The 26,822-nt window shown below is 64.7% G+C and carries 27 protein-coding genes and 2 pseudogenes; 19 read left to right on the top strand and 10 right to left on the bottom strand.

All coding sequences use genetic code 11. From position 1 onward, the window contains the following. On the bottom strand, nt 1-635 hold a 635-nt coding region (gene hisH / locus ACIIOY_RS25455), incomplete at its 3' end, for an imidazole glycerol phosphate synthase subunit HisH (RefSeq protein ID WP_411037474.1). Between the two features lie 413 nt (nt 636-1,048). After that, nucleotides 1,049-2,071 (bottom strand): LacI family DNA-binding transcriptional regulator, encoded by a 1,023-nt coding sequence (locus ACIIOY_RS25450; RefSeq protein ID WP_411037473.1) that lies wholly within the window; start codon nt 2,069-2,071, stop codon nt 1,049-1,051. A gap of 122 nt (nt 2,072-2,193) precedes the next feature. Between ACIIOY_RS25450 and ACIIOY_RS25445 the strand changes: the two genes are divergently transcribed. The 7 genes and pseudogenes from ACIIOY_RS25445 to ACIIOY_RS25415 all read left to right on the top strand — a co-directional run. Beyond that, a complete protein-coding gene (locus tag ACIIOY_RS25445; RefSeq protein WP_411037472.1) occupies nt 2,194-3,333 on the top strand; it encodes a mandelate racemase/muconate lactonizing enzyme family protein in 1,140 nt (379 codons plus the stop codon). Nucleotides 3,334-3,363: 30 nt separating this feature from the next. Further along, nucleotides 3,364-4,353, top strand: a complete 990-nt coding sequence (locus ACIIOY_RS25440) for an ABC transporter substrate-binding protein (protein ID WP_411037471.1) — start codon at nt 3,364-3,366, stop codon at nt 4,351-4,353. A gap of 61 nt (nt 4,354-4,414) precedes the next feature. Further along, on the top strand, nt 4,415-6,097 hold the full coding sequence (locus ACIIOY_RS25435; RefSeq protein WP_411037470.1) for an ABC transporter permease: 1,683 nt from the start codon (nt 4,415-4,417) through the stop codon (nt 6,095-6,097). 10 nt (nt 6,098-6,107) lie between these two features. After that, nucleotides 6,108-7,205 (top strand): ABC transporter ATP-binding protein, encoded by a 1,098-nt coding sequence (locus ACIIOY_RS25430; protein WP_411037469.1) that lies wholly within the window; start codon nt 6,108-6,110, stop codon nt 7,203-7,205. Nucleotides 7,206-7,436: 231 nt separating this feature from the next. Beyond that, entirely contained in the window at nt 7,437-7,652 is a 216-nt protein-coding gene (locus tag ACIIOY_RS25425) for a glycerate kinase (RefSeq protein ID WP_411037468.1), read from the top strand. A gap of 446 nt (nt 7,653-8,098) precedes the next feature. Continuing rightward, entirely contained in the window at nt 8,099-8,395 is a 297-nt protein-coding gene (locus ACIIOY_RS25420) for a PRC-barrel domain-containing protein (protein ID WP_411037467.1), read from the top strand. A gap of 18 nt (nt 8,396-8,413) precedes the next feature. Next, nucleotides 8,414-8,584 (top strand): annotated as a pseudogene (locus ACIIOY_RS25415) (type II toxin-antitoxin system VapB family antitoxin); the annotation flags it as partial. Nucleotides 8,585-8,586: 2 nt separating this feature from the next. On the opposite strand, the gene ACIIOY_RS25410 reads toward ACIIOY_RS25415, so the two are convergent. The 4 genes from ACIIOY_RS25410 to ACIIOY_RS25395 form a co-directional block, all read right to left on the bottom strand. After that, a complete protein-coding gene (locus ACIIOY_RS25410) occupies nt 8,587-9,645 on the bottom strand; it encodes a 4-oxalomesaconate tautomerase (protein ID WP_411037466.1) in 1,059 nt (352 codons plus the stop codon). Continuing rightward, a complete protein-coding gene (locus ACIIOY_RS25405; protein ID WP_411037465.1) occupies nt 9,638-10,309 on the bottom strand; it encodes a 4-carboxy-4-hydroxy-2-oxoadipate aldolase/oxaloacetate decarboxylase in 672 nt (223 codons plus the stop codon). The genes ACIIOY_RS25410 and ACIIOY_RS25405 overlap by 8 nt, the downstream gene beginning before the upstream one ends. 1 nt (nt 10,310) lies before the next feature. After that, nucleotides 10,311-11,279, bottom strand: coding sequence for a VOC family protein (locus ACIIOY_RS25400; RefSeq protein WP_411037464.1), 969 nt, complete (start codon nt 11,277-11,279; stop codon nt 10,311-10,313). 84 nt (nt 11,280-11,363) lie between these two features. Further along, entirely contained in the window at nt 11,364-12,098 is a 735-nt protein-coding gene (locus tag ACIIOY_RS25395) for a PIG-L deacetylase family protein (protein WP_411037463.1), read from the bottom strand. A gap of 154 nt (nt 12,099-12,252) precedes the next feature. On the opposite strand from ACIIOY_RS25395, the gene ACIIOY_RS25390 reads away from it, so the two are divergent. The 7 genes from ACIIOY_RS25390 (at nt 12,253) to ACIIOY_RS25360 (ending at nt 19,102) form a co-directional block, all read left to right on the top strand. Then, complete coding sequence (locus ACIIOY_RS25390; protein ID WP_411037462.1) at nt 12,253-13,140, top strand: NAD(P)-dependent oxidoreductase; 888 nt, start codon at nt 12,253-12,255, stop codon at nt 13,138-13,140. Next, on the top strand, nt 13,137-14,330 hold the full coding sequence (locus tag ACIIOY_RS25385) for a LysR family transcriptional regulator (RefSeq protein ID WP_411037461.1): 1,194 nt from the start codon (nt 13,137-13,139) through the stop codon (nt 14,328-14,330). The genes ACIIOY_RS25390 and ACIIOY_RS25385 overlap by 4 nt, the downstream gene beginning before the upstream one ends. A gap of 174 nt (nt 14,331-14,504) precedes the next feature. Further along, nucleotides 14,505-15,359, top strand: coding sequence for a branched-chain amino acid ABC transporter permease (locus ACIIOY_RS25380; RefSeq protein ID WP_411037460.1), 855 nt, complete (start codon nt 14,505-14,507; stop codon nt 15,357-15,359). Next, a complete protein-coding gene (locus ACIIOY_RS25375) occupies nt 15,359-16,408 on the top strand; it encodes a branched-chain amino acid ABC transporter permease (RefSeq protein ID WP_411037459.1) in 1,050 nt (349 codons plus the stop codon). Before ACIIOY_RS25380 ends, ACIIOY_RS25375 begins: the two co-directional genes overlap by 1 nt. Further along, nucleotides 16,408-17,160 (top strand): ABC transporter ATP-binding protein, encoded by a 753-nt coding sequence (locus ACIIOY_RS25370; RefSeq protein ID WP_411037458.1) that lies wholly within the window; start codon nt 16,408-16,410, stop codon nt 17,158-17,160. The genes ACIIOY_RS25375 and ACIIOY_RS25370 overlap by 1 nt, the downstream gene beginning before the upstream one ends. Next, nucleotides 17,153-17,896 carry an ABC transporter ATP-binding protein gene (locus tag ACIIOY_RS25365; RefSeq protein WP_411037457.1) on the top strand — a complete coding sequence of 248 codons (744 nt, stop codon included), beginning with the start codon at nt 17,153-17,155 and terminating at the stop codon, nt 17,894-17,896. Before ACIIOY_RS25370 ends, ACIIOY_RS25365 begins: the two co-directional genes overlap by 8 nt. A 39-nt stretch (nt 17,897-17,935) precedes the next feature. Continuing rightward, nucleotides 17,936-19,102, top strand: coding sequence for an ABC transporter substrate-binding protein (locus ACIIOY_RS25360; RefSeq protein WP_411037456.1), 1,167 nt, complete (start codon nt 17,936-17,938; stop codon nt 19,100-19,102). 88 nt (nt 19,103-19,190) lie between these two features. Here the strand turns inward: ACIIOY_RS25360 and ACIIOY_RS25355 are convergent, their stop codons facing one another. After that, nucleotides 19,191-20,564: an aminomethyl transferase family protein gene (locus ACIIOY_RS25355; protein WP_411037455.1), complete on the bottom strand. Its 1,374-nt coding sequence runs from the start codon at nt 20,562-20,564 to the stop codon at nt 19,191-19,193. Nucleotides 20,565-20,664: 100 nt separating this feature from the next. Between ACIIOY_RS25355 and ACIIOY_RS25350 the strand changes: the two genes are divergently transcribed. The 5 genes and pseudogenes from ACIIOY_RS25350 to ACIIOY_RS25330 all read left to right on the top strand — a co-directional run bounded on the left by ACIIOY_RS25350 (nt 20,665) and on the right by ACIIOY_RS25330 (nt 24,763). Beyond that, nucleotides 20,665-21,864 carry a LysR family transcriptional regulator gene (locus tag ACIIOY_RS25350; protein ID WP_411037454.1) on the top strand — a complete coding sequence of 400 codons (1,200 nt, stop codon included), beginning with the start codon at nt 20,665-20,667 and terminating at the stop codon, nt 21,862-21,864. A gap of 176 nt (nt 21,865-22,040) precedes the next feature. Beyond that, nucleotides 22,041-22,886 carry a formyltetrahydrofolate deformylase gene (gene purU / locus ACIIOY_RS25345; RefSeq protein ID WP_411037453.1) on the top strand — a complete coding sequence of 282 codons (846 nt, stop codon included), beginning with the start codon at nt 22,041-22,043 and terminating at the stop codon, nt 22,884-22,886. Nucleotides 22,887-22,913: 27 nt separating this feature from the next. Then, nucleotides 22,914-23,786 (top strand): methylenetetrahydrofolate reductase, encoded by an 873-nt coding sequence (locus tag ACIIOY_RS25340; protein ID WP_411037452.1) that lies wholly within the window; start codon nt 22,914-22,916, stop codon nt 23,784-23,786. 42 nt (nt 23,787-23,828) lie between these two features. After that, a pseudogene (locus tag ACIIOY_RS25335) lies at nt 23,829-24,320 on the top strand (IS66 family transposase); the annotation flags it as partial. 17 nt (nt 24,321-24,337) lie between these two features. Further along, on the top strand, nt 24,338-24,763 hold the full coding sequence (locus ACIIOY_RS25330; protein WP_411037475.1) for a LysR substrate-binding domain-containing protein: 426 nt from the start codon (nt 24,338-24,340) through the stop codon (nt 24,761-24,763). Here ACIIOY_RS25330 and ACIIOY_RS25325 read toward each other — a convergent pair. The 3 genes from ACIIOY_RS25325 to ACIIOY_RS25315 all read right to left on the bottom strand — a co-directional run. Next, complete coding sequence (locus ACIIOY_RS25325; protein ID WP_411037451.1) at nt 24,645-25,493, bottom strand: aldo/keto reductase; 849 nt, start codon at nt 25,491-25,493, stop codon at nt 24,645-24,647. The two genes, ACIIOY_RS25330 and ACIIOY_RS25325, sit on opposite strands and share 119 nt — an antisense overlap. A gap of 38 nt (nt 25,494-25,531) precedes the next feature. After that, the gene (locus tag ACIIOY_RS25320; RefSeq protein WP_411037450.1) at nt 25,532-26,488 is read right to left on the bottom strand and encodes an alpha/beta hydrolase; all 957 of its coding nucleotides are present in this window, start codon (nt 26,486-26,488) and stop codon (nt 25,532-25,534) included. 43 nt (nt 26,489-26,531) lie between these two features. Continuing rightward, on the bottom strand, nt 26,532-26,822 hold a 291-nt coding region (locus tag ACIIOY_RS25315), incomplete at its 5' end, for a TOBE domain-containing protein (protein WP_411037449.1).

Genomic DNA, 26,822 nt, shown 5'->3' with positions numbered 1-26,822 from the left:
CGGATGACGGAAAGGCCGATCTCGCCGCTGCGCTCGGGATGGAACTGCGTCGCGCAGATATTGCCGCGCTGGACCGCCGCGCAGATGCGATGGCCTCCGTAGAGGCAGTCGGCCAGCATGTCGCTTTCCTCCGAAGGGCGAGCCGCGAAGGAATGCGCGAAGTAGACGCTTGCCGCACCCGGCTGCTGGTCGGAAAGGAAGGTCTCCTCCCAGGAGCGCTCCGTTCGAGCCGGCACCAGGACGCTCCAGCCGATATGGGGAACCGTCAGCGGCTCGCCGGCTACGTCGAGAGCGGAAACCCTCGTCACGCGGCCTGCCAGCAGACAAAAACCTTGGTGCTCGCCGAACTCCTCGCTCGCCTCGAACAGCATCTGCATGCCGACGCCGATGCCGAGGAGCGGACGGCCCGTCTCGGCATGGCGGCGGATCAGGTCGTCGAATCCCTTTTCGCGCATGGCGCGGACGCTCTTCCCGAAAGCACCGACGCCGGGTATGACGAGCCGGTCCGCCGAGCCCGCATCCGCCGCCGTCTCGACGACACGGACCTCGGCACCGCAATGGCGAAATGCACGGGCGACGTTCAGCATGTTCGCCATGCCGTAGTCGACCAATGCGATCTCGGGTGCCTTCGTCATGCAATTCCCGCCGTCATGACGGCTTCGCGCATCGAAATGCCCGGCGCTTTGCTCGCCCTCGTGCTTCCCAGTTCATGTCGCTGCGCAGAAGTCGCCGTATCGCCGCTGACTGTGGGGAAAGAAAGCGTCCTGCCGGCCCAGTCGCCAACAGGCGCCATAACCATAGGAGAACCTCTCATCCCGCATTCCTTCCGCGCCATTGTCGACAAGGAAAGTAGGAGGCAGGCGTATCCCGCTTCGGTCCGAGTGCATCGAAATGTTTCCCGTGCGCGGATTTTTGTAAATGAAGATTTCCAGCGCAGACTATCCGTCAGAGTGTGATCGGACACTCCAGTCTTTCGATGAGGATCGCGCTCGAACAGCAGGCCGGCTGCCGATGGACAGCAGGCACGGCACGCGAAAATCCCAGCCCGCTATGGTTCCTGCCTCAGAAGGCCGACAGACCCCCTTTCGACGATCGTCCCCGCGATCAGGGTGTTGTCCACTGTTCCGCCGGTCTCTGTCAGCCGGTCGACCGCCCACCGCGCCATTTCGGAATAAGGCATTCGAACCGTCGTCATGGGCGGATGGCAGTAGCGCGCGATGTCATAGTCGTCATATCCGAAGATCGAAACGTCGCCGCCGACGAGAAGGCCCATTTCCCGCACGGCGTCATAAGCTCCAAAAGCCATCCGGTCGTTGCCGCAAATAATAGCGGTCGGCGGCTCTTTGAGTTTCAGGAGCTCGAGCGTCGCCATATAGCCATCGTCAGGCGCGCCGTTCAAATGGCGGACGTATGACCGGACGAAGGGGATTCCGGCGTCCTCCAGCGCCTTGCGATAACCGGCCATGCGATCCTGCGCGAACAGGTTCCAGTGCTCATGGTTCAACAGCGCGATCCGCCGATGGCCGCGCGCCGTCAGAAATTCGAACGGGGAAACGACGGCGTCGACAAAATCCGGCCGAACCGAAGGCAGGCGGTCCCGTGTGTCTTGGCAGTTGACCAGGACCGCGTTCGCGGCGGCGACCGCATCGGGGACCGTAACCCGCTTCGGGAACAGGCTGGCATAGACAATTCCAACGGGATTTTGCTGAAGCAGTGTCGCGATCGCAGGTTCTTCGAGGTCCGCCTGCCCTCTTGTCGAGACCACGAGGAGGCTGCACTTCTCCTCCCAGGCAGCGTCACGCAACTCGTCGAGAAAGGCGGCGGCAAACCGATTTGGATGAAACTCGTCCATGATGACGCCGATCAAGCGGCTGGGTCCCGCCTGCGGTGTGCGCGCCATGCTGCGATAATTCAGGGCCTCCGCCGCCTTTTGAACCTTGGCGCGCGTCGCCTTGCCGATGCGGGCATCGGCAACGGAGTTAAGGACAAGCGACACCGTCGATTGAGAGACGCCAGCCAAAGCCGCCACATCCGCCAACGTCGCCCGCTTTCTCAAAAATCCATCTTTCATATCAGGCACTTCTTACCTCTTCAGCAGTGCGGCCTTCGATACCACTTGCCCTGATAAAAGTCTTTATCTATTTTGCTAAAAACTTTTATCACATCGCTGCGGAGCGAAGGGAGGAGATTGCAATGAAAATCGTTGATGTCAAAGCACGGGTCATGAGGGCGTCCACGCCGGAATTCCTCATCGGGGGTGGCATTCCGTTCCATCTCGACCTGTCGTCGACGATTGTCGAAGTCCATACGGATACAGGGCTGGTGGGCCGGGGCGAGACGACGCTCGCCCGCGGGCAGGACCGCGAGGAAACCATGGCGCGCGCCGTGGTCAACAACTTCAAGCCGCTGATCGTCGGCAAGGACCCGATGCAGATCTCCCTGATCTGGGAAGAGCTCTGGATGTACGTGAAGACGATCGGCTGGGCCGGGCCCATGAGCGCCATCGACCAGGCGCTATGGGACCTGAAGGCCAGGAGCCTCGGCGTTCCGCTCTACGACCTGATGGGCGGGAAAGTGCGCGACAAGGTACGCGCCTACGCCACCAGCGCGGTCAAGAAGAAGCCGGCAGAACACGTCGCCGACATCAGGCGTTACATCGAGCTCGGCATCCAGGGCGTGAAGCTCGGCATAGGGCGCGGCGTCGAGGAGGACCGCGAACTGATCCGGCTCGCGTCCGAAGCGGCCGAGGACAGGATCAAGGTCGCCGTCGACGCCAATGCGTACTACACGAACCATCGCGATGCCGAGGAAGTGGCGCAGGCCTGCGACGAGCACGGGATCTGGTGGCTCGAGGAACCTCTCATGCATTCGGACATCGCGGGCCTTGCCTATCTCAACCACAAGTACCGCACGCCGGTCAGCGGTTATCAGACCGAGACCACGGCCGCGCGGATGAAGGACTACCTCGACAAGAACGCACTGGAGATCTACCAGCCCCGCATCTGCTATTCCGGCGGCATCACCCAGTCCAAGCGGGTGGCGGAGCTTTGCGACATCTACAACAAGATGTTCATCCCCCACGCCTTCGGAAGCGGCATGAAGAACGCGGCGACGCTTCACCTCGTCGCCTCGACCCACAATGCGGGATGGATCGAATTCCCCGTGGTGCTGGACGTCGAAGATCCGCGCAAGTTCATGACCGCGAACTACCTGCGCAACCTTGCCGACATTTCCATGGACGAGCAGGGCTTCGTGCACGTGCCGACCGGGCCGGGCAACGGCGTCGAACTGAATGAGGACGTTCTGGGGGAATACCAGACCTTCATGATCTGACCGCATCTCAACCTGGAGGAGGAACACGAGATGAAACTGAAAAGCCTGATCCTGACGGCTGCGATCTTCGCCGCCACGAGCGCCCACGCGGAGGAAATCGTCGTCTATTCGAACTGGGCCCGGGAGGCGATGGACCAGTTGAAGCAGGACTTCGAGAGCGCCAATCCCGGCACGACCATGACCTACTACCGTGCCGCGGGCGCCGAGCTCAGCACCCAGTTCCTGTCCGAACAGCAGCTCGGCACCGGGAAGGCGGACTACATCATCTCGGACGTCGATTTCCTCGAAATCTTCAAGGAGCGCGGATATCTCAAGGCGAGCGCGCCGGCCGAACTGTCCAGGTTCAATCCGGACGCCTTGGACGGCGACGGCGTCTGGGTGCCCATCGATTTCGCCCCCTACGTCATCGTCTACAACACGAAAGCCGTGAGCGAGGCGGATGCGCCGAAGGCATGGACGGACATCACCGACCCGAAATGGACCGGCAAGATCGGCCTTGCCGACCCGCGCACCTCGGCAGGCATCCAGATACCCCTGACCTTCTGGACCCGCGACCTGGCCGCGCAAGGCAGTCCCTACGGCTGGCCGTTCGTGGAAGCGCTCGGCAAGCTCCGGCCGACCCTGGTGTCGGGCCACCGCCAGCTCGTCGACCTCGTCGTGACCGGCGAGGTCGCGATCGCCGGGCAGATGCCGCTTTCGTTCATCGCTGCCGCGATCGAAAAGGGTGAACCCGTGAAAATCGCCTGGCCCGCCGAAGGCAGCCCCGCGACGATCAACGGCGGCGCCATCGTGGAAGGCGCGCAGCATCCCGAAGGCGCACAGAAGATGCACGACTATCTCGCCTCCCTCCGCGGGCAGCAGTTCCTGTCCGACCACTGGGGCAGCCTTCCCTCGCACAAGGACGCGAAGTTCGAGACGCCGGACGGCAAGACGCTTGCCGACATCACCATCAAGCGCGTGCTGATTCCCCAGGATCTGCGCACGTCCAACACCAAGACCTTCCTGGAATACATGCAATAGTGAGGCATGCCGTGCCTGCGTCCATCGCGCAGGCACGGTCCGCCCGAGCGTGGTGACGGCAATGATACTCTCCAAGCCTATGGCCGGCCGCCTCGCGTCCGGCGTCTTCATACTGGCGGTCGCGGTGCTGATCCTCGGACCGGTGGTCCGGCTCGCCGGCACTGCCGTCATGCCCTCCGGAAGTTTCGGCCTCGATCTCGCCTACGAGGTCCTTGCAAACGCCGACACGATGCAGGCCCTGATCAACACGGTCGTCTATGTGGTCGGCGTCAGCCTCCTGTCCGTCCTGGTCGGCACGCCGCTCGCGTTCCTTACCGAGCGTACCGACATCTCCGACCTCGCCAAGAAGGTTATCAGGCTGTCGATCGTCAGCTCGCTGATCACGCCTGCCTTTCTCGTCGCCATGGCCTATGTGAACCTCCTCGGACCGAACGCGGGCCTCATCAACGTCCTCCTGCGCAATCTGCTCGGCCTGACGGCCGACCGCGGTCCGCTGAACGTCTACAACATGGGCGGCGTGCTCTTCCTCGGCGCGCTCAACTCCATCGCCTTCGTGTACCTGATCACCTCAGCCGCATTCTCCAGGATGAACCCCGAGCTGGAGGAGGCCGCGGCGATTTCCGGAGTGGGACGCGCGCGGATCATCGCCACCGTCACCCTGCCCGTCGCCCGCAATTCGATCTTCGCCGGGGGCATGCTCGCCATGGCGGGTGCCCTTGCCGACTACGGCACGCCCCACATGGTGAATTTCACCGTGCTCACGCTTCGTATCCGCAGCTACATGATCGAGGCGAACTTCGCCGCCGCCTCCGTCGTCTCCCTGCTGCTCGTGGTGCTCTCACTGATCGTGCTGGCGATCTACCGGCGCTCGGAGGCGAGGAACTCCGTCGCCACGGTCACCGGCAAGAGCTTCGCCGCGCGCCCCTTCCCCATTGGCCGCGCCCGGCATCTGCTGGCCGCGGTCGCGTATCTCTACGCGTTCCTGGCGGTGGTCCTGCCGCTGACCGGGCTTGCCTTCACCTCCCTGCTGGACAGGCTCGGCGGCGGCATAAGCCTCGACAACTTCACGCTGCGCCACTACCGCGACATCATCTTCGGCGATGCGCTGGTCGTGCGCGCCGTGACGAACAGCCTCATCCTTTCCGTCGCCACGGCGGCGGTCTGCGCCGTCATGGCGGTCTTCGCGGCATATATCATCGTGCGCCGCCGCTCCTCGCTTCTCGACTACATCGTCGTCATCCCGCTTGGCCTTGCCGGAACGGCGCTCGCCGTGGCGCTCGTCATGACCGTGACGGGATTCCCGCTTCGTTCGCTGGGGCTCTACGGAACCCTCTGGATCATCCTGCTCGCCTACGTCATCCGCCACCTGCCGCTCGCCGTGCGCCCCACGCAGGCAGGGCTGACGCAGATCGCGCCCGAGCTCGAAGAGGCTTCGAGGCTTTCCGGCGCATCCTGGGCAAGGACGCTCTACAGCGTCCTGCTGCCGCTGCTTCGCCCGAGCCTCGCGGCAGCGAGCGTCATCGTCTTTCTCACCACCCTCACCGAGCTCAGCGCCTCCATCATCGTGCGCCACATCGGCACCGATACCATCGCCACCGCGATCATGGACCTGTGGGACGGCGGCGGCGGGTATCAGCGCGCAAGCGCGGTCGCCATCTGCGTATTCGTCGTGATGCTGCTCATCGTCATCGTCGCCCAGAGCATGACCTCCCGGTCGCTCTTCGGCCAGCAGGAACATTCGTAAGGAGACCACCATGGCCGGTGCAATCGACGCCAGCAAACTTTCGAAGCATTACGGATCCTTCCGGGCGGTCGACGACGTCGACCTTTCGATAGAGGCCGGAAGTTTCGTTTCCATCCTCGGCCCCAGCGGCTGCGGCAAGACCACGACCCTGAGGATGCTCGCCGGCTTCATAACGCCCACCGGCGGCATTATCCGGGTCGACGGCGTCACGGTGTCCAGCAAGGACCTCGTGCTCGCCCCGGAAGTGCGCGACATGGGAATGGTGTTCCAGTCCTATGCTGTCTGGCCGCATATGAGCGTGTTCGACAACGTGGCCTACGGCCTGAAATATGGCCGCAAGCGCGAGCGGGACGCACGCAGGCGCAAGGCGCGCGTCGACGAAGTCCTCGCGCTCGTCGGACTGGACGGCCAGCAGGGCAAGTTCCCGAGCGCGCTCAGCGGCGGGCAGCAGCAGCGCGTGGCACTGGCGCGTGCCATGGTGACGGAGCCGAAAATCCTCCTGCTTGACGAGCCGCTCTCCAACCTCGATGCGAAATTGCGCGAAGGGATGCGCCTGGAGCTTCGGCGGCTCCAGAAGCGGATCGGCGTGACCACGGTGCTCGTGACCCACAGCCAGGACGAAGCCCTTCTCCTCTCGGACCAGATCGTCATCATGAAATCGGGCCGCGTGATCGAATCGGGCATTCCCGACCGGCTCTATCGCGAGCCGAAGACGCTCTTCGTCGCCGACTTCCTCGGCACGATCAACGCCTTCGAAGGGCGATTGGCGGCACCCGGAGAGGGTCATCCGGCGCTTGTGGACACTGCGCTCGGCCGGTTGAAATGCACCGCCTCACCGGGATTTGCGGCGGCAGGCCGGGTTCATGTCGCCGTCCGGCCAGAAGCCGCCAGGCTTCTCGAACCGGGCCTGCCGGACGGCGCCGACAATATCGTCGAGGGCACGATCAGCGAGGTGATGTTCGGCGGCAACCTCACCGAATACATCGTCACGGTCGGCGATGCCCCGCTGCGCGTCCAGTCCCTGTCCGGCCGCCCCCGGTCCGTGGGAGACGCGGTGACGGTAGGCTTTTCCGCTTCCGACACGAGGTTGCTCGACGCTTCGACATAACGGATCGTCGGCTTTCCGGCAGAGCCTCATTACCGCTCCGATCGTCATCATATCGTGGCCGATGCAGGGATTTCCGGCTGGATAGAGGAGCTAAGTCAATAACTTGATAAAACCAAAGGGCCGCAGAATGCGAGCCTTTTTGTTTAGCCGAACAAGTTTCTCGCACAGGGAATAGCACCGGTCCACCACGTTTCCCAACATGTCACATATCCGTCATGAAAGGATCGTCCCATGCCCTTCCGCATTGTCGTTGCTCCTTCGGGCTTCAAGGAAAGCCTCTCCACCGAACAGGCCGCCGACTGCATCGAAAAAGGGGTTCTGCGTGCATTTCCCGGTTCCGTCGTCGTCAAGACGCCGATGGCCGATGGTGGTGAAGGCTTCACCCGGGCGCTGGTCGGCGCCACCAATGGCACAATCCACTTGCTGGCACGATCGGCAAGGGTGTGAGGCTCAACCTCGACCATGGCATCGAAGCCTTCGCCTCGATATTGACCCGCCTATGCTCACTCGAGGGCGCGATATCAGTTACCTTTTCAAAGCTAACGCTCATGTTGAGCAAAACAAGATCGCAGCATGGACGGGCTACCGTGTGACCGGGGCAGCTCGCGCCCACTATAGACGCAGGACACAAAAGGAGCGGCCTCGATGGGCGCTCTCCTCGCATCTCAATCTGGCGAAGCGGCAAACCAGCCGGCTGCCATCGCCGGTCCTAACACCCGGAGCCATGATGCCGAGACCGATCAGAAGGCGCCGACGCCGCCAATACCAGCACCGTCGGCCGCTTTCGTGTCCTCAGAATAGCGGTCAACCTTTCTCCGCCCTCGCGCCGAAAGCAGGATGGAACACTTGGCTCCCCGGTCGGTTACAGTTGCTCATGTCAAAGGAGCAATGAAATGGACCATACGAATCATGTGCGACTGACGGAGACCGAGCTCACGCCCGATGTTCTGGAGGGCGCGACAGTCTATGGAGCGGATGATGACAAGGTCGGCAAGGTCGATCACGTTCATGGAGCGGGCGCTGGCAGCACTGTCATCATCGACGTCGGCGGTTTTCTCGGCATCGGCGCCAAGCCGGTCGCAGTCCCCCTCTCCGATCTCGATTTCATGCGTGACGAAGACGGCGACGTCCACGCCGTCACGACATGGACCAAGGATCAGCTCAAGGACATGCCCGAGCACCGCGATTGAAGAGAGTGGTCCGGGCTATTGCCGGGCCACTTTCAAAGCGAGGTTCTTGATGGAACTACTATCAATCTCGACAATAACCTCGTGGAGCGAGCAAAGGCCCTGATCGGGACCAAGGAAATGGCTGCGCTTGTCCGTCAGGCGTTGGAGACACTCGTGCGGGTCGAATGTGGAAAGCGGCTCGTCGCACTCAATCAACACCCCGCAAAGACCCGCCCATCAAGCAGCTTCCGAGCTGTCCTGATCGTACCCGCACCGGTGATCATACCGTCGTCGTCAACCTCGAGAAAGACCTCCATCTCGCCGGTCGGATGTTCGATCCTGTAGCGACCGTCCGTGGGGATATGGGCAAGCGACATCGCAGCTCCACCCTCAAGCCGTGTCGCCGTAGCGACGGTAATCGCCGCGAGCACCCCCACCGAAGCATGGACGCGGTGCGGAATGAAGCTTCGCGTCGAGATCGCCCCGCCCGCCGATGGCGCTGAGACCAGCGTCATCTTGGGTACAGAGGCCGTCGTGACATCGCCGAGATTCATCATCGGCCCCGCCTTGAGGCGGATCGCCTCGATCCGCTCCCTGAGCGCACCATCGGCCTCGAGCACCTCCCGTGTCTCATCGCCGGCCAGGCCAAAATCCGATGCCCGCATAATGACACAGGGCATACCGTTGTCGATCAGTGTCGCTTCGACTCCGTCGAGGATATCAATGGCATTTCCAGTAGGCAGCAGGGCACCGCACATTGAACCGGTTGTATTCCGGAACAGTAACGGAACCGCGGCATGCGTGCCGGGAACGCCGGCAATGGCTGTCGTACCTGAATAACGCACCCGCCCATTCGGGGTCTCCACACGGGCAATCGCGGTTTCACCCGTATTGACCATGTGGATCGAAACTTCCGTAACGTCGCCCGCAACTGCAACGAGGCCGCGCTCGATCGCCGCCGGACCGACCCCTGCGAGGATGTTGCCGCACCCCTGCGCATCGCTGACCAGCGGCTGGTCAACAAAGACTTGAAGAAAGAGATAGTCGACATCGACATCGTCGCGCTGCGAGGGCGACAAAACTGCCACCTTCGAAGTCAATGGATCCGCTCCGCCGATCCCGTCTATCTGGCGCGGGTCCGGCGACCCCATAACACGAAGCAGAAGCGCATTTCGCTCCTTCGGATCGGACGGCAGGTCCGCGGCGAGAAAATAGGCCCCCTTGGAGGTGCCGCCGCGCATCCAGAGGCAGGGAATGCCGGCCTCATACATATTTCAGCCCCTTCTCGGCAAGGCGGGCGCGCATGTCGTAGATGTCGAGCCCGAGTTCGCCGGCGGCCAGCCGCCGGCGCTTGGATTCCTCGTTGGCAAGCCGCTTTTCCGCCGCCGCCAGCACGGTTCCGGCCTCGGCGCGCCTGACGGCGCACACGCCGTCGTCGTCGGCGACGATCACGTCGCCGGCCTCGATATACGCGCCGGCGCAGACGATCGGGACATTGACCGAGCCGAGGGTCTCCTTGACCGTCCCTTCGGCGGACACGGCTTTCGACCAGACAGGGAACTTCATCGCCGTGAGGTCGCGCACGTCGCGCACGCCGGCCTCGATGACGAGGCCGCGTGCCCCCCGCGCCATGGCCGAGGTCGCCAGCAGGTCGCCGAAATAGCCGTTGTCGCAAGGGCTGGTCGGCGCCAGCACCAGGATGTCGCCCTCGCGCAGCTGCTCGATCGCCACATGCACCATCCAGTTGTCGCCGGGCGGCGCCGAGATCGTCACCGCCGAGCCGGCGATCTGCGCGCCGGCATAGATCGGCCGCATGTAGCTCGCCAGCATGCCGGTGCGTCCCTGCGCCTCGTGCACGGTGGCGACGCCGGCGGCGGCCAGACGGTCGACAAGCTCTTGCGCGACCCGTTCGATGTTGCGGACGACGACGGCCATGTCAGGCTTCCTTCTTCACGACGGGCGGCGTGCCGTGCGTATGGAAGCTCTCGATGGTCTTGAGACCCCAGGCCTGGCCCTTCATGCGCTCGGTCTGCGTCCAGACGACCGGCTCCCAGTCTGGCGCCAGGATCAGCCGCGCGCCGGCATTGGCAAGCTCGACGCGGTTGCCCGCCGGCTCCCAGACATAGAGGAAGAACGTTCCCTGCACGGCGTGCTTGTGCGGGCCGGTCTCGATGTGCACGCCGTTCTGCAGGAAGATGTCGGCGGCGCGCAGGATGTCGTCGCGCTGGTCCGTCGCATAGGTCACATGGTGCAGGCGGCCGTCGCCGCCGCCGTGCTCCTCGGTGCAGGCGAGATCGTATGTCTTGTTGTTGATCGTGAACCAGCAACCGCCGAGACGGCCGTTGTCGAGGCGGATCATCTCGGTCACGCGCGAGCCGAGGCAGGTCTCCATGAAGCGCCGGAATTCGGTGACGTCGGCGCTGAGGAGGTTCAGGTGGTCGAGCCGCCGCGGCGCGGCGCCCGTGAACGCGCTCGCGGTGTTCTTGAGCGCAGGGACATCGTCTCCCGCGGGCCGATAGCGCACGGTGTCCCAGTAGATCTCGAAGACATGGCCGAACGGATCCTCGAAGCGGAAGGCGCGGCCGTGGCTCGCGTCCCCGTCGATCCAGCCGTGCACCCTGTAGCCCGACGCCTCGATCGCCTTCACCCGGCGCTCCAGCGCCTCCGGGCTTGCCGCGCGGTAGGCGATGTGCCCGACCCCCGTCGTGTGCGACCTGGTGAGCTTGAGCGAGGAATATTCGTAGTCGTCCCATGCCCTGAGATAGGCGGAATTGTCATCCTGCCCGGACAGCTTCAGCCCGTAGACGCGGGTGAAGAAGTCGAGGCTCTCCTCGAACTTGTTCGTGTAGATTTCGACATGCGCCAGATGCGCGAGGTCGAAAGACGGATTTGTCGGCTGGGACATCGGTTCCCTCCTCCCTGAACCATGAGACGGTCGGGCTCCGAAGGAGGCGGAGCGCCGACGGATTGATTGGCGATGCGCCGGGCGTCAGAGCTCGTCCACCGTGCGGGGAAAGACCGACTGGAAGCCTTCGGCATATTTGGACGCCCGCCCGCCCGACTGCCCGCCGGAATTGCGCTGGAAGTGGTTCGCCCGGTTCTGCGCGACGCGCGTGTAGAACTCCCAGAGGTGCTCCTGCCCCTCCATGCATTCGATGGCGGCCCGCTTCTTTTCCCAGACGGGCGTGATGTCGAGGAACACGTCCGGCTTCCAGCCCATCTGCTCGGTCTGGTGCGGCTCGAAGAGATAGAGCTGAGGGGCGCCGAGCACCTTCTGGCCGGGATTGTGGCCCCAGGCCTGGGCGATCATGCGCGCCTCGAGCGCCACCTGCGTGGCATACATGTGGTCGGTGTTGTACGGATCGTACTGCGAATGGCTGAGCATGAAGGCCGGCTGCACGTCCCGGATGACGTCGACCAGACGGTATTTGTCCTCGTCCGTCAGGCGCAGCGGGTAGTCGCCGAGATCCAAGCAGACAAGGTCGTGCACGCCGAGCGCCTGCGCCGCCTTCTCCGCCTCCGACCGGCGCGCCGCCTTGACGCGGTCCAGCGTCATCCCCGCCTGCTTCCACAGCTTGGCGGATTCGCCGCGCTCGCCGAAGGACAGGCAGACGACGGTGACGTCGTAGCCCTTCTCCGCGTGAAGCGCGATCGCGCCGCCGCAGCGCCAGACAAAGTCCGCAGCATGCGCGCTGACGACCAGCGCCGTTTTCTTCTCAGACATCCAGGCCTCCAATCTTCTGCCTGCTGATGTCGCGCGGAAGGCGCTTCTTGCCAATTTGTTTTCGCGGCACGTCCCATAAGTTTCGGCTATTGTCGCTGGCGGACCGCTTGATTGTTTGCAAATACTGCACCCGATTTGCATGGAGGAGAAGGGCATGAAAGAATCCGGTCAGGCGGGGATTGCGCTCCTGGGATTCGGCGAGGCAGGGCGGGCCTTCGCGCGGGGCTGGCCGGACGGGGCGCGCGCGAAGGCGGTCGCCTACGACATCAAGTTCGAAGACGCGGCGCTGCGCGGTGAGGTCGCCGGAGCGTGCGGCCGCATCGGCATCGATGCCGCGGAGAGCCTTCCGGCCGCCCTTCAAACGGCAAGCCATGTCTTCAGCCTCGTCACGGCCGACCGCGCGCAAGAGGCTGCATCGCAGGCGGCCGGGTTCATCAGGCCGGCGGCCTATTTCCTCGATTGCAATTCCTGCTCGCCCGCAACCAAGAAGGCGTCGCAGGCCGCAATCGAAAAGGCCGGGGGGCGATATGTCGATGTGGCGATCATGGCGCCCGTCGCGCCCGCGCTGCACCGCACGCCGCTTCTCGTCTCGGGGCCGCATGCCGGGCAGGCCTGCGCGTGGCTCGAAACGCTCGGCATGCGCCCAAGCCCTGCCGGCACCGAGGTCGGGCAGGCATCCGCGATCAAGATGCTGCGGTCGGTCATGATCAAGGGCCTGGAGGCGCTGACCGCCGAGTGCATGCTCGCCGCCCGGCGCGCGGGCGTCGAGGAGGCCGTGCTCGCATCCCTGCAGGCGTCCGATCCCGGCTGGGACTGGCCCGGCCGGTTGGCCTACAACCTCGAACGGATGATGGTGCACGGCGAGCGCCGGGCCGCGGAGATGGAGGAGGTGGCGAGCACCATCACGGAGCTCGGATTGCCCAGCCGGATGGCCTCCGCCACGGCCGCCTGGCAGCGGGAGCTTGCCGCGCTTCGGCTCGAAGGCGGCCCGAACAGCCTGGCGGACCGGGCCGACCGCATCCTGCGGCGCCTGGACCCATGACCGGCCCCGACGAGCAAGCCAGCACCGTACCGCGCAACCTCAGGCACCTGCGCGTTTTCCTCGCGGTTGTCGACAGCGGCACCGTGACCGCGGCGGCGGAAACCTGCCACATCTCGCAACCCGCCGTTACCCAGGCGCTGAACAAGCTGGAAAAGGCGACGGGCCTTTCCCTTTTCAGCCGCTCGCCGCACGGCCTCTTCGTCACCGAGACGGGGAAGCTGCTGGCGACCCGGGTGCGCCGCGCATTCGCCTATCTCGACCCGGCGCTGTCGGAGCTGGCGCCCCGGCTGCGCGTGACAATCACGACGGCGCAGCTCCAGGCGCTGATCGCCGTCCGCGAGGCGGAGAACTTCACCCTTGCGGCCAGGAGGCTGGACATCGCCCAGCCGACGGTGCACCGGGCCATCACGCAGCTCGAGAAGGAAGCGGGACGGCCGCTCTTCGGACGGACGTCCTACGGGATCGTCGCGACGCGCGCCGCCGTCAACCTGGCGCAGGCCGCACGCCTCGCCTTCGCCGAACTGGCACAGGCCGAGGCAGATCTGGCCGAAGTCCTGTCCGCCGAGGCCGGCCGCATCGTCATCGGCGCCATGCCTCTATCGCGCTCTTATCTCCTGCCGAAGGCGATCGCCCGGTTCCGCGCGCTCCGCCCCAGGCTTCCGATCCAGGTGCTGGAGGGGCCGTACAAGGAGCTTCTCGCCGGCCTGCGGCGCGGTGACATCGACTTCCTCATCGGCGCCTTGCGCGACCCTGCGCCGATCGGCGACGTCGAGCAGAGCCTCCTGTTCCACGACACCGTCGTCATCGTCGCCGGCCGGCATCATCCGCTCGCAGGCCGCCCGGCCGTCGGGATCGGCGACCTCGCCCGCTTCCCCTGGATCGTCGGGCAGGCCGGAACGCCCATCCGCGCGCATTTCGAGGCGCTGTTCAGGCAGGCGGGGATTGACCGGCCGGCAAGCATCGTGGAATCAGGCTCGCTGATCCTCATGCGCGAACTGCTGGACGCAAGCGACCATCTCGGCTGCATTTCGTACCTGCAGGCACAGGCGGAGATTTCGCGCGGCCTGTTGCAGGCCCTGCCGCTGGACCTTTCCCACACATCGAGGCCCATCGGCATCACCACGAGAACGAGCTGGCTGCCGACCAACGCCCAGCGGCAGTTCCTCGACCTCCTGAAAGCCCCGCTATAGCCTGCGCTTATGGATCAGGGTCTACATTGAAATAGCAAACGCGGAGAATTTCCGGAATGGTCGACGCAACGGTGGCGCCGTCCGCCCGCCCGGAAGGAGCCCCTGCAACGGCCTGTCCGTGCAAGAGGAAGTGCGGGACGGAAGACGGGCGGCGCCACGAGCACGGGAGGAGAAATGCTGACCCTTTTATTCGACGGCCTCGCCTACGGGATGTTGCTGTTCGTCCTGTCCTGCGGCCTCGCGGTGACGCTCGGGCTGATGAACTTCATCAACCTGGCGCATGGCGCCTTCGCCATGGCCGGCGGCTATGTGACGGTGATCCTCACCAACCGGCTCGGCGTGCCGTTCCTGCTATCGCTGCCGATCGCCTTCGTCGCCACGGCCGCCGCCGGGCTTCTTCTCGAGCGGCTCCTCTATGTCCGCGTCTACGAGAAGAACCATCTCGACCAGGTCCTGTTCTCCATCGGCATCGTCTTCGTGTCGGTGGCGGGCGTCGACTATATCATGGGCTCGCAGCAGCAGATCCTCGACCTGCCGCAGTTCCTGCGCGGCCGCACCGAGATCTTCGGCATCGGCATCGGGGTCTACCGTGCCTTCCTCGTCCTGATCTGCGGCCTGCTCGCGGTCGCGCTCCAGCTCATCCTCACGCGGACGCGCTTCGGCAGCCAGCTGCGCGCCTCGGTGGACGACCGCCGCGTCGCCCGCGGCCTGGGCATCCGCGTCAACACGATCTTCGCCGTCACCTTCGCGGCCGGATCGGGGCTTGCCGGCCTCGGCGGGGCGCTCGGGGCGGAAATCCTTGGCCTCGACCCCACCTTCCCGCTGAAGTTCATGGTCTACTTCCTGATCGTCGTGTCGGTGGGCGGCACGACCAGCATGCTGGGGCCGCTCTACGCCTCGATTCTGCTCGGCGTCGCCGACGTGTTCGGCAAGTACTACGTGCCGCAGATCGGCGGCTTCGTCATCTACATCGTTCTTGTCGTGGTCCTCGTCCTGCGCCCGCAAGGTCTTTTCTCGAGGGCAAGCTGATGCGGGAAAACGAAGCCAAGCCTGTCGCGCTGTCCGCCGAAATCTGCCGGGTCATGCGCCGCCCGGTCCGCTGGACCTTCATCGAGATCGCCTTCTGGGCGGTCGCGGTCCTGTCCTGGTTCTTCCTGCCGGAACAGCACCTCATCCTCACCGAGATCGCGGGAGTCGCGATCTTCGCCCTGTCGATCGACCTCATCCTCGGCTATGCCGGCATCGTCTCGCTGGGGCACGCGGCGCTCTACGGAGCGGGCGCCTATGCGAGCGGCCTGTTCTCGATCCATGTGACGGGCGAGCCGGTCGCGGGGCTGGTCGTCGGCGCGCTCGCCGGCGCGATGATCGCCTTCCCGACCAGCTTCCTGCTGCTGCGGGGCGGCGACCTCACGCGGCTGATGGTCACGCTCGGCGTGGCGGCGGTGCTCTTCGAGCTGGCGAACCAGATGTCCTGGCTGACGGGGGGCGCGGACGGCCTGCAAGGCATCACCATCGACCCGCTGTTCGGGCGCTTCGAGTTCGATTTCTACGGACATACCGGCTACGCCTACAGCCTCGCCGTCCTGTTCTTGCTCTTCGTCCTCGCGCGGCTGATCGTGTCCTCTCCCTTCGGCATCTCGCTGAAGGCGGTGCGCGACAACCCGCTTCGTGCCTCGGCCGTCGGCATCCCGGTCGCGGCGCGCCAGGTGGCGATCTACACCCTTTCGGGCGCCTATGCCGGCATCGCCGGCGCACTGTTCACCCAGACCCAGCAGTTCATCTCGCTCGACGTGCTGTCGTTTCAGAAATCGGCCGACGGCCTGATGGTGCTGGTGATCGGCGGTACCGGCTATCTCTACGGCGGCATCGTCGGCGCCGTGGTCTACGAGCTGATCCAGGACGGGATCGCCAACCTGACGCCGCAATACTGGCAGTTCTGGGTCGGCATCCTGCTCGTCGCCTTCGTCCTCGTCGGCCGCGAGCGGCCGCGCCAGCTCGTCGACCGGCTTGTCGCCCGCATCGGGAGGATGCGCGGCTCCTCCTCCGACGCCATGCTTTCAAAACGGCAGGAGACGTGATGGCCACGGTTCTCGAGACGAACTCGCTCAACAAGACCTTCGGCGGGCTGAAGGCGACGGACGACGTGACCTTCCGGCTGGAGCAGGGCGCCCGCCACGCCCTGATCGGGCCGAACGGGGCCGGCAAGACGACCTTCATCAACCTTCTGACCGGCGTGCTCGCGCCGTCGGGCGGCACGATCCGCCTCAACGGGGAGGACATCACCGGGATCAAGCGCGAGCAGCGCGTGCGCCGCGGCCTTGCCCGCACGTTCCAGATCAACCAGCTCTTCGGCCGGCTGAACGTGGTCGAGAGCCTCGGCCTGGTGATCAGCGAGCGCCGCGGCCACGGCCGGGACTGGTTCCGCTGGGCCGGCACGCTGCCGGGCATCGACGAGGAGATCGCCGGCCTCGTCGCCGATTTCGGCCTGGAGGACGTCTTCGACCAGCCCTGTTCCGGCCTGCCCTACGGCAAGCAGCGCCTCCTGGAGATCGCGCTGGCGATCGCCTGCCGGCCGAAGGTCCTGCTGCTCGACGAGCCGGCCGCCGGCGTGCCGGAGGCCGACCGCCACGAGGTTCTGTCGCGGCTTTCGGCCCTGCCGTCGGACGTGTCGATCCTTCTGATCGAGCACGACATGGACCTGGTGTTCAACTTCGCGGAGAGGATTTCCGTCCTCGTCTCGGGCGCGCTCTTCGCGGAAGGCTCCGTTGACGAGATCGCCAACGACCCGCGCGTCAAGGACGTCTATCTCGGAGGAGCCGACCATGGATGAGCTTCTGGTCCTTGACGGCGTGTCGGCGGGCTATGGCAAGGCGACCGTGCTGAACGGCGTCTCGCTGTCCCTGCGGCAGGGCGAGGCCCTGGCATTGCTCGGGCGCAACGGCGTCGGCAAGACGACGACGCTCAACAGCATCATGGGACTGATACGTCACCAGGGCGGGCGCATCCTCTTCAGGGGCAGGGACATCACCCGGATGAGCCCGGAGCGGCGGGCCGAGGATGGCATCGGCTGGGTTCCGCAGGAACGCGGCATCTTCCGGTCGCTGACCGTGGAGGAGAACATCACCGCGGTGGCCCGTCCCGGCCGCTGGACGCTGGAGGCGGTCTACGGGATGTTCCCCCGCCTGCGCGAACGGCGCGGCAATTACGGCGGACAGCTTTCCGGCGGCGAGCAGCAAATGCTGTCCGTCGCGCGCGCCCTCGTCCTGAACCCGACGGTCCTGCTGCTCGACGAGCCGACGGAGGGGCTTGCCCCGATCATCGTCGAGGAGCTGCTCGGCGCGATCCGCCGCATCGTCCGCGAGGAGGGGCTCGCCGCCATCATCGTCGAGCAGCACGCCCAGCAGATCCTGTCGATCACCGACAAAGCGGTCATCCTCGAAAGGGGAACGGTCGTCTTCACCGGCGAAAGCGCCGCCCTGGCGCAGGACGGCGCCACGCTTGCCGCCTATCTCGGCGTCGGGGAAAGAAAACCGGCGATCCGCAAGCCGCCGCCCGTATCGGCGTAGCATCTCGGCATAGTCACCATCACGCTTCAGGAGGAGAATATGAGCGTACGGAAACTTCTTATCGGAACCCTTGCCGTCGGGGCCTTGCTGGCCGGCACGGCCCTTTCGGCAGCGCAGGAGACCGTCAAGGTCGGCGTCATCGTGCCGCTGACCGGCGCCTTCCAGTCGAACGGGCGCCAGATCAGCGCGGCCATCAAGGCCTTCGTCGATGCGCGCGGCGACACGGCCGGCGGCAAGAAGGTGGAGCTGATCGTCAAGGACGATGCCAGCGTCGCCGACAACGCGCTGCGCATCGCCCAGGAGCTCGTCACGCGCGACAAGGCGGAAATCCTCGCCGGCTTCGGCAACACGCCGACCGCGCTGTCGGTCGCCCAGCTGTCGAAACGGGCGAAGGTTCCGCAGGTCGTGATGGTCGCCGCCACCTCCTCGATCATCGGCGCGTCGCCCTACATGATCCGCACGTCGCAGACGATCCCGCAGATCGCGAGCGTCATCGGCGAATGGGCGCCCGCCAACGGCGTCAAGAAGTTCGTCAGCATCGTGACCGACTACGGCCCCGGCGCAGACGCGGAGGAATGGTTCGCAAAGACGATCGAGGCGAAAGGCGGCGAGGTCCTCGAAAAGCTGCGCGTGCCGCTCGCCAACCCGGATTTCGCGCCCTTCCTGCAGCGCGTCGTCGACGAGAAGCCGGAAGCGCTGTTCGTCTTCGTTCCCACCGGCGCCGGCGCGGCCTTCATGAAGCAGTTCGTCGAGCGCGGGCTGGACAAGTCCGGCATCAAGGTCATCGCCATGTCGGACGTGACCGACGACGACCTCCTGAACAACATGGGCGATCCCGCGCTCGGCGTCGTCACCGGCGGCCCCTATTCCGTGCACCACGATTCGGCGGAGAACAAGGCCTTCGTCGAGCAGTTCAAGAAGGTCAACGGCGGCATGCGGCCGAACGTCGTCGCGGTCGGCGCCTGGGATGCGCTCGACCTCATCTACAAGACGCTGGACAAGACGGGCGGTGATGCCGGCGGCGACGCCTTCGTGGAGGCCGCCAAGGGCCTCGAGATCGAAAGCCCGCGCGGCCCGATCCGGATCGACCCGGACACGCGGGACATCGTCCAGAACATCTACATGCGCAAGGTCGAGCGCGTCGACGGCGAGCTCTACAATGTCGAGTTCGAAACCTACGAGGCGGTCAAGGACCCCGCCCATTGAGAAAGAGGAAGCGGAGGCCGTCGCCGGCGTCCGCTCCTCAAATCCCCACGCTTTGAAAGGGCCGGTCTGCCGGCCCTTTCGCGTTCCGTCATTTCTGCGAGCGGTATTCGCGGCGGGCGGCTTCGTGGATCGGCCAGGGATGGACCTCCGCGCCGACCTTCATCTGCATGTGGTGCTCGACATGCGGCTTCTTCGTGCCGCCATCGGCCTCCCCCCACAGGATCGAGAGCTTCGTGCCCTGCCGGGCGAGGTCCCCGCGCACCATGGCGAGCGAGATCCAGGCACGCTCGTTGGCCGAATAGACGGGATAGGTCGAAAGGCCCACCAGCGCATCGCCGAGCAGCACCTGGTCGTAGGGATGGGCGGCGTAATGCCCCGCCGGCAGTTCCATGAGCTTCGGGCCGGGAAAATCGCCCATCAGGCCCGCGAAGATCTTGAGCACGTCCTCCTTGTCCCACACGAGCGTGACCTTGCTGCGATGCTCCTGCGTCGCCATTTTCTCGAGTGCTTCCCGCCCGATGAAATCATGGTCGAACTTGACCACGCGGCCGTAGTCGAGGTCCCACGGCGTCAGGTAGAAGTCCTCGACATTGTCGGGCTGGAAGCTGCCGCCCACCGAGCAGGTGGCCTCGAAGCCATCGGCCGGCAGCCATTCGCGATAGGGACGCATCGCCTCGCCGGTGTAGATCGCCGGAAGCGGCGAGGGAATCCAGCCCGATTCCATGGCCGCGCAGGAATAGGCACGCGCGCCGGCGCGCAGCATGCTGTATTTCTCGCCGACCTCCAGCAGGCGCTCGTAGACCTTCTTGCCCTCGGCATAGGGACCGAAAAGCTCAAGTCCCTTGGCGCCGCCCATGCCGTGGCTGAGCGTGCGGGCGACGCAGCCCGCGACGGTGATCTCGCCCATGTTGAAGAATCTGGTCGTCAGCGGCCCGCCCTCGTTCACCTCATTGAGGATGTCGAGCGCGAGCGGCCCCTGCACCTCGTAGCGGTAGAGCTTGCGCGGCTTGTCCGGGTTCTCCAGCGTCCGGATGTCGAGTTCGGTCGTCACGTCGAACGCGCCCGTCTCGGCCTGGAACTTCATCCAGTTGGCAACCGGCGGCCGGCCCACATAGAGGACTTCGTCGTCCTCGAGACCGAAGATGATGCCGTCGCCGATCACATAGCCGTCATGGTTGACGCAGACGATCTGCTTGGCCTTGTTGCGCCCGAAATTCTCGAAGCTGTTCACGCCGACATGGGAGAGGAACCGGACGGCATCCGGCCCGCGGACGTAGAGATCGGTCATGTGGTAGGACTGGTTGAGCAGCACCGCGCCGTTCTGCCACGCCCGCACCTCTTCCATCCAGTTGGTATATTGCGGCGCGATGGGGAAGACATAGGGCCCCGTCTGCGAATTCTGGAGCATATGCGACGGGTTGCCGATGCCGTTGATCTTTTCCTCGAGGGTTCTGTAAGCCACGCTGACCTCCTTCTATACGTGAGTCCCGCCCCGTCTAGCATCCCCTGGAACCGCCTGCTTATGCGTATATTGAATAAGCGCCGCCGTTTCGGTAATATTCATGCCGATGACGGAGCGAGACAGGCTGTCCCTCAAGCAAGCGCGTGCCATCGACGCGGTCGCAAAGACACGCGGCTTCGAGCAGGCCGCACGCCTGATGAATGTCAGCCAGCCCGTGGTCTCGCGCCTGATCGGCTCCGCCGAGGCGCTCGTCGGCATGCCGCTCTTCCAGCGAGGCTGGAGCGGGACCGAGCTGACGGCCTTGGGCGAAGGCATCCTCGGCCATTGCTCGGCCGCGTTGGACCTGATCGCGCGCGCGGAAGACGACATCGCGGCCATGAGCGGCATCCGGCCCAATCTGCGCAACTTCATCCGCTGGCATCATCTCGATGCGGTGACGGCGGTGGTGCGTCACGGCAGCGCCTCGGCGGCTTCCGCGCATCTCAATATGACGCAGCCCGCCATCACGCGCTCGATCACCGGCATTTCCGACTATTCCCGCCAGCTCCTCTTTCACAGGAGGCGTAGCGGGCTGGAGGCGACGGCCCCGGCGCGACGGCTGGCCGTGCTTCGCGACGAACTGCTGCAGGCGCTCGGCACCGTCGAGGATTTCAGGCGGAACGTGCGCCCCGGCCTGATCGGGCGCCTCGCGGTCGGGATGCTGCCTTTTTCGGGGCAGAACCTCGTGGCCAAGACTTTCGGCAACCTGACGAACCGCTTTCCGGACCTGCGCCTGATGGCGGTCCCGGGAAGCTACGGCATGCTCGCCGAGGCGCTCCGAAGAGGCGAGATCGAGTGCATGATCGGGGTCCTGCGCGATCCTCCGCCTTTCTCCGACCTGGAGGAGATCTTCCTCTACAATGAGAAATTCACCCTCATCGCGCGGCGCGACCACCCCTGCCACGGCCGCCGCCGGACCATTTCCGAGCTGAAGAACGAAACCTGGATCGTCGCCCCCCACGGCACCCCCGTTCGCGCCTATTTCGAACAGCTGTTCCGGAACGCGGGCGACCGGCCGCCCGCGCAGACATGCGAGATCCTTTCCTTCGCCAATGCGGAGGAAATGATCATGAACAGCAAGTCCATCGGCCTGCTCAGCTACAGCGACGAGCGGATTGCCGATCTGCCGCCCGATCTCAGGAAGGTCGACGTCGATCTGCCCGGCAACGAGGTCGCCATCGGCCTGACGGTCAGGAAGACGGGCGGCAGCGTCGAGATTCTCCGCGAATTCGAGACTCTCCTGCGGCAGAACTGCCCCTGAATTTCCCGGCCGGAAGCAGATCCGGCTTCATCTCTCGGCTCCTGATATAACCAATCCATGCCTGTTTTTCGAAATACGCATAAGCGGGCGGGGGCGAGCGGTGATACCTAGTTCGCATCGGCTTGCCCGGACCGACCGGGGAGCGTCGACGGCAACGCATTTCGAGCGGAGAAACCATGGGGCAGTTCATTCTGACAGTGTCGTGCAGGAATACGGTCGGCATCGTGGCCGCCATTGCAACGCGCCTGGCCGCCAATGGCGGCGACATCCGTCAGGCACAGCAGTTCGACGACGAGGAAACCGGCAGCTTCTTCGCGCGCATCGCCGTCGCCATGCAGGACGGCACGGCGGCATTCGAGGAGGGCTTCTCCGAGGACGCCTCCCGCTTCGATCTGAAATGGACGCTTCGGCCAGCGGACCGCAAGCGCAAGGTCCTGATTCTGGTGTCGAAGTTCGACCATTGCCTGGGCGACCTGCTCTACCGGATGCGGATCGGCGAGCTGAACATGGAATGCGTCGGCATCGTCTCCAACCATCCGGCCTCGGCGCTCAACGTGACCCAGCACCACGGGATCCCCTACCATCATTTCCCGATTTCAAGGGACACGAAGACGGAGCAGGAGGAGCGGATCAAGCGGGTGATCACGGAGACCGGCGCCGAGCTGGTGATCCTCGCCCGGTACATGCAGGTGCTGTCCGACGGCTTCTCGGCGTACCTTTCCGGGCGCTGCATCAACATCCACCACTCCTTCCTGCCCGGCTTCAAGGGCGCGAAGCCCTATCACCAGGCGCACGAGCGCGGCGTCAAGATGATCGGCGCGACAGCCCATTACGTGACCGGGGACCTCGATGAAGGTCCGATCATCAGCCAGGACGTCGAGCACGTGACCCATGCCGATACGCCCGATGATCTCGTGAGCAAGGGACGCGACATCGAGCGGCGCGTGCTCGCCAGGGCCGTTGCGTATCACCTGGAGGACCGCGTGCTGATCAATGGTCGCAAGACGGTCGTCTTCACTTGAAACACAAGCATACCGGAGATAACGAGCATGCAGTCGAGAACGACGAAGCTTCCGGCATCGATCGAGATCACGCCGAAACAGGCGATCGATGCGGCCAATCTGCCCGGTCTTTTTCCGGAAGGAACACGCGTCTACATCGCCGATATCGGCAGCGAAAGCGATGTCCTGATCCGCGCCGCGCGGCGCGTGCATGACCTCGGCTATGTCCCCGTCCCGCATTTCGCCGCACGGCGCCTGACAAGCGGGGCGGCGCTCGAAGAGCGCGTCAAGGCGATGGCCGAGCAATCCGGCGTGACGGACGTGCTTGTCATCGGCGGCGGCCTCGACAAGCCCCGCAGCGCGTTCTCTTCCTCGATGCAGGTCCTCGAAACGGGCGTTTTCGACAGATACGGCATCACGGACATCGCGATCGCCGGTCACCCGGAAGGACATCCGGATTGCCCCGACGCCACGGCATTCGAAGCCCTGAAGCTGAAGGCGGCCTTCGCGGAACGTTCGGATGCACGCATGCGGATTGTCACGCAGTTCGGCTTCGACGCGGAGAAGTTCATCACCTGGGCTGACCGGTTGCGCGAAAGCCGCATCGACCTGCCGGTCCATCTGGGAGTCGCAGGGCCTGCCAAGGTGACGACGCTCCTCAAATATGCGGCGATATGCGGCGTGGGCAACTCGCTCGCCATCCTCAGGAAGCGTGCAGGCGCGCTTGCAACCCTCATGACGCGCTTTTCCCCCGAGACCGTTGTCGAGCCGCTGGAAAGACATGCCGCATCAATGCCGCATTCGCCGATCCGGCAGATTCACGTCTTCCCCTTCGGCGGCATCGATCTTGCCGCGGACTGGCTGAAATCGAGGGGGAGCTGGCATCCCGACGGCACGATCAGGGCAGTGGCAAATGCCTGATCGGCCACCATTATCAATGGGAAGCAGGTTGCCGCTCGCCTCGTCGAGACGCTCAAGCGCATCGACGCGCTGTTCGACGTCGAGCGCGACATCAACGGTCTTTCAGCCAACGACCGGCTGCAAGGACGTCAGAGGGACAGCCGCCCGCTCGTTGATGAGCTTGAGGCCTGGCTTCGCTCTGAACGAACAAAGCTGTCGCACAGTTCACTGGTCACCGAGCCGATCGATTACATGCTGAAGCGCTGGGATGGGTTTACGGCCTTCCTTAGTGACGGCCGCGTCTGCCTGACGAATAACGCCGCCGAACGGACGCTGCGGGGCTTCGCTCTCGGCAGAAAGTCATGGCTCTTTGCCGGCTCCGATCGTGGTGCCGATCGCGCCGCCTTCATGGCGACGCTGATCATGAGCGCCAAGCTCAATGACGTCGATCCGCAGACGTAGCTTGCCGGCGTGCTCGCTCGTGTCGCCAACACGCCGATCATCAGGCTCAAGCAATTGCTTCCGTGGAACCGGGTGGCACCAAAGGCGGCCTAATCTGCGGCCTTCGCCGGATGGTTACGGCAAGGCTTGAACCCTGGCCAGACAAGAACGAAGGGCATATCTTCCAAGACACGCTTGCACTGCAGCAGGCCGCCATACGAGGTCATGGCGTTGCGCTCTACGCTCGGGAGCTTGCAGAAGCCGCCTTGTCCCGGGGCGACCTGGTGGTCTTGTTCCCGGATGTGGAGGTGTCGACCGCCGGCCAATACTATCTGATCACGAAGCACGGGAAGCCGAGCCCTCCGGCTCAAGATTTCATCTGCTGGCTACATGGGCAGGTCGCCGCTAAAAACCCCGTAGCGCTGATGGCGTGTGCCGTTAGCCCAGCGCTTCGAAATCCTCCTGCGACAAGTCGATGCCGGCTGCGGCGACGTTCTCCTCCAGATGTCGGACTTTGGAGGTGCCGGGAATCGGTAGCATTACCGGGCTGCGCTTGAGCACCCAGGCAAGGGCGATCTGTCCCGGTGTCGCCGAATGCTTGCGGGTAATCGTGTCCAGGGTGGAGCCGGGTTTCGCCAGATCACCGGCAGCCAGGGGATACCAGGGTATGAAGCCGATGCCATGCGCTTCGCAGTGGTTCAAAACTGCCTCGCTGGCCCGATCGACGAGATTGTAGCGATTCTGAACGGTGCTCACCTTGAAGTACCGGCCAGCCGCCTCGATCTCGGAAACTGATACCTCGCTCAGGCCGGCATGCCGGACGACGCCCTTGTCGATCAGCTGCCGGATTGCATCGAACTGCTCGTCCGCAGGCACCTGCGGATCGATGCGGTGCAACTGCCAGAGGTCCAGCCGCTCGACACCGAGCTGGCGGAGGCTCTTGTAGGCTTGTTGGATCAGATATTCCGGACGGCCCAGCGGTATCCACCGGTCAGGCCCCGAGCGCGTGACGCCGCCTTTGGTAGCCACCACCATGTCGCCATAGGGATGAAGGGCTTCGCGAATGAGCAGTTCGGAAATATCCGGCCCATATGAATCGGCCGTGTCGATGAAATTTACCCCAAGCTCCGGCAGGCGGCGCAGTGTGCGCATGACCTCGACGCGGTCCTCAGGGTAGCCCCAGACGTTCTTGCCGGTAATCCGCATCGCCCCGAAGCCCAGCCGATTGACCTCGATGTCGCCGCCGATCCTGAATGTGCCGGATTTTCCTGCGATCAATTCGGACATGTTTCTTCCTCCCTTGGTTGGTTGTCCGCGGCGCCCCATCAGTCGGATGCGAAGAGGCGCTCGCGCAGAAAATTGCAAGGCCGATCGAATTCCAGCGCCGCCTGCGGTCCGTGGAAACGCGAGCGCAGATATCCGTGGATCATGCCCTTGGCGACCTGGAGTTCACAGTCATTGCCAGCCTCTTTGAGACGGCGTGCATATTCATAACCGTCATCGGCAAGGCAGTCGATCTCGGCGACGCCGACGATGGCCGGCGGGAGGTTGGCGAGATCCTTGGCCTTCAGCGGCGCGGCATAGGGATCCTGTATCGGCCTGCGGTCGCCGAGATAGAGTTCCCAGCCCTCTTCGACCGAACGGGTGGTGATCGGCGCGTCCGCGAAGGTCTTGAAGGCAGGGGCGTCGAGTTCATCCGTCAGCGTCGCATAGTTCAGCGCCTGGCCGACGATCTTCGGGCCGCCGCGGTCGCGGGCCATCAGGCAGACGGCGGCCGTCAGGTTGCCGCCGGCGCTGTCGCCCCAGATTGCGAGACGATCGGGATCGATGCCGTGCCTGAGGCCTTCGCGCGACAGATAGTCGACGACGGCGTAACAATCCTCGGGCGCGCTCGGGAACGGGTTCTCGGGGGCCAGCCGGTAGTCGACGCTGACGACGATGCAGCCGGTGCGGTCGGCGATGCCCCAGGCGATCGTGTCGCCGCTGTCGAGGCTGCCTTTGATGAAGGCGCCGCCGTGGAGATAGACGACCGCCGGGCTGGGATCTGCCACGCCCGCCGGCACGTAGATCCGGACCGGGATCTGGCCGTTGGTGCCTGCGCCCGGGTAGTCGATCCTGATATCGGTGACCGTCATGCCCTCGGGATAGTCGCGCCACAGCACGGCCGCATAGGCCGTCCAGCCGGCGCGGACGGCTTCGGGATCGTCGGTGACCGGAATGGCCGCCTTCGCCTTCAAGAGGGGCTCCATGTCGGGATGCACGTTCACTCCACTGATTTTCATGGGATTTTCCTTCGGATTTCCTGTGTGAATGATTTGCGGGCGCTCAGAATGCGTGCGCCGTGCTCGGATCGATCGAAAGCGACACCATCGCGCCCGGGGCCAGCCCGGCCACGGCCGCATGCCCGAATGGCAGCCGTACGGAGATGGGCCCGATGCCATACGGCTCGACGAGGACCTGGATGTTGTTGCCGAGGAAAGTGATGTCGCGGACCTTGGCCGTCAGCTGGCCGCCGCCGGCCCCGGATGTGAGGCCGATGCGCTCCGGTCGCAGCATGAGGGATGCCTTTGCCCCGTCGCCCGGCGCTCCGTGCAGCGGCACGCCGTCGACGATGGC

It is taken from the genome of Shinella agrisoli (assembly GCF_046557955.1).
GTDB lineage: Bacteria > Pseudomonadota > Alphaproteobacteria > Rhizobiales > Rhizobiaceae > Shinella.
Note: the sequence above shows the minus strand (reverse complement) of the source record. Positions and strands in the feature narration are given on the sequence as shown.